This is a genomic window from Ideonella sp. P3_A4 (assembly GCF_056403075.1).
The window spans coordinates 1-1,436 of sequence record NZ_JBFUGE010001029.1; the positions used below are offsets into that span (position 1 = coordinate 1).

Annotated in this window: 1 protein-coding gene; it reads right to left on the bottom strand. The window is 70.7% G+C overall.

Annotated elements, in window-relative coordinates:
* Window positions 1-124 precede the first annotated feature (124 nt).
* On the bottom strand, window positions 125-1,436 hold a 1,312-nt coding region (locus tag AC1DYI_RS35515), incomplete at its 5' end, for a hypothetical protein (RefSeq protein WP_477208795.1).

Consider the following 1,436-nt stretch of genomic DNA (forward strand, 5'->3'; position numbering starts at 1 on the left):
ATGTGGCGCAACCCTTCAGACTTGAGGAAGCGCGCCAGGCGCTCCTGCAGCAGGTTGCCGCTCAGGGCGGCGCGGGGCGAGGCGTAGCGCAGGTCCCAGCGCAGGGTCTCRACATGGTGGAGGCTCATGCTGCCAACTCCCGCAGCAACGCCCGCAGCTGAGCGGACCGCCGGTCCAACTCGGTCAGTGCAGTCGGCTCGTCAGGCTGATCCTGGCCTGCGAGCAGCGATTGGCAGTGCGATTGGCGAGCCGAGAGCCAAGCTTGCCAAGCGGCTTCGAAGGTCTGCATCTGCCCGGCATCCAGCCACAGCAGGCGGCAGCGCAGGTGCGACGGCGCCTCGCGAGCAACGACTTGCGCAGCCAGATTGCGAAAGCGCGGGTCGGCACCGCGCGCCGTCCAGCCGCTGAACACCAGGGTGATCTGCGTCGAGCCCAAGTTGTCAGCCGCGGGTGTTCCAGGCTCAGGAGGCGTCAGCGGGCGCAGCAGCAGGTGCTCGACCAGGTGCAGCCCTTCGCCGGCGGCCTGCAGCTGGCAAGCGGCCTCGTGCAGCGCGCGCGCATGGTCCTGCGCCTGTGYGTCGTTGGCGCCATGGACGAGCAGCCAGTGGCGGCCCTGTTCGTCCGGGCCGAGCCAGAGCTGGCCGCCGGCCGTGGGCGCCCACTGGTACAACTCGGGCCGAGCGGCGGCACGCAGCAGGGGGGCGGGCAGCGCGTCACGCAACGCGGGCATGGTGCTGCGCAGTCGAGACCAGTCGGTGCTGCGACGCCGGGCGATCGGGTTCAGCATCGGCTGCACATCGGCCGGCGCACGCAGCACGTAGCGTGCGCTCTCGGCGTCGGCTTGCGGTGCTGGCCATTCTTTCGGCGTGGGCAGTCCACGGCCTTGCCAGCTGCCGCTCAGCCAGCGGCTGTGGGTTTGCGCCAGCCCGAGCATCAGGCTCACGCGCTCTTGCAGGGGCGGCGTGTTGTCCGTCTGGCCGAGCAGCGGCAGGCTGAGGTTCGCGCCGGAGCCGCGCTGCTGGCCCAGCCGCATCAGCCGGCGGGCGAACTGGCGCTTCAGGCGCAGCAGGTGCACAGGCCAGGCCTGCGGCGTGAAGTAGCAGGGCAGGGCCTGCAGGCCGGCATGGTCGAGCGATTCGCCGTGCAGCGCGAGCTGGTAGTCCAGCACGCGGTGTCGGCGCGAGAGATGGTCTTCGTCGATCCATGGCGCCGCTTCGAGATGCTCGCGCGGCTGGCCGTACAGGGCCTCGATGCCGGCGAGCTGGTCGTCGCCGGGCAGGCTGGTCCAGTAGCTGCGCGTGCCGTCTTCGTCCAGCGCGTACAGGTGGGGCAGTTGTTCGCGCTGCACCTGCACCTGGTTCAGCCCCTGTTCCAGCAGGCTCAGGTAGCCATGCCACTGGTCGCGCAGGCCCGGCCGGTGGCGAGCGTGGTCGAGC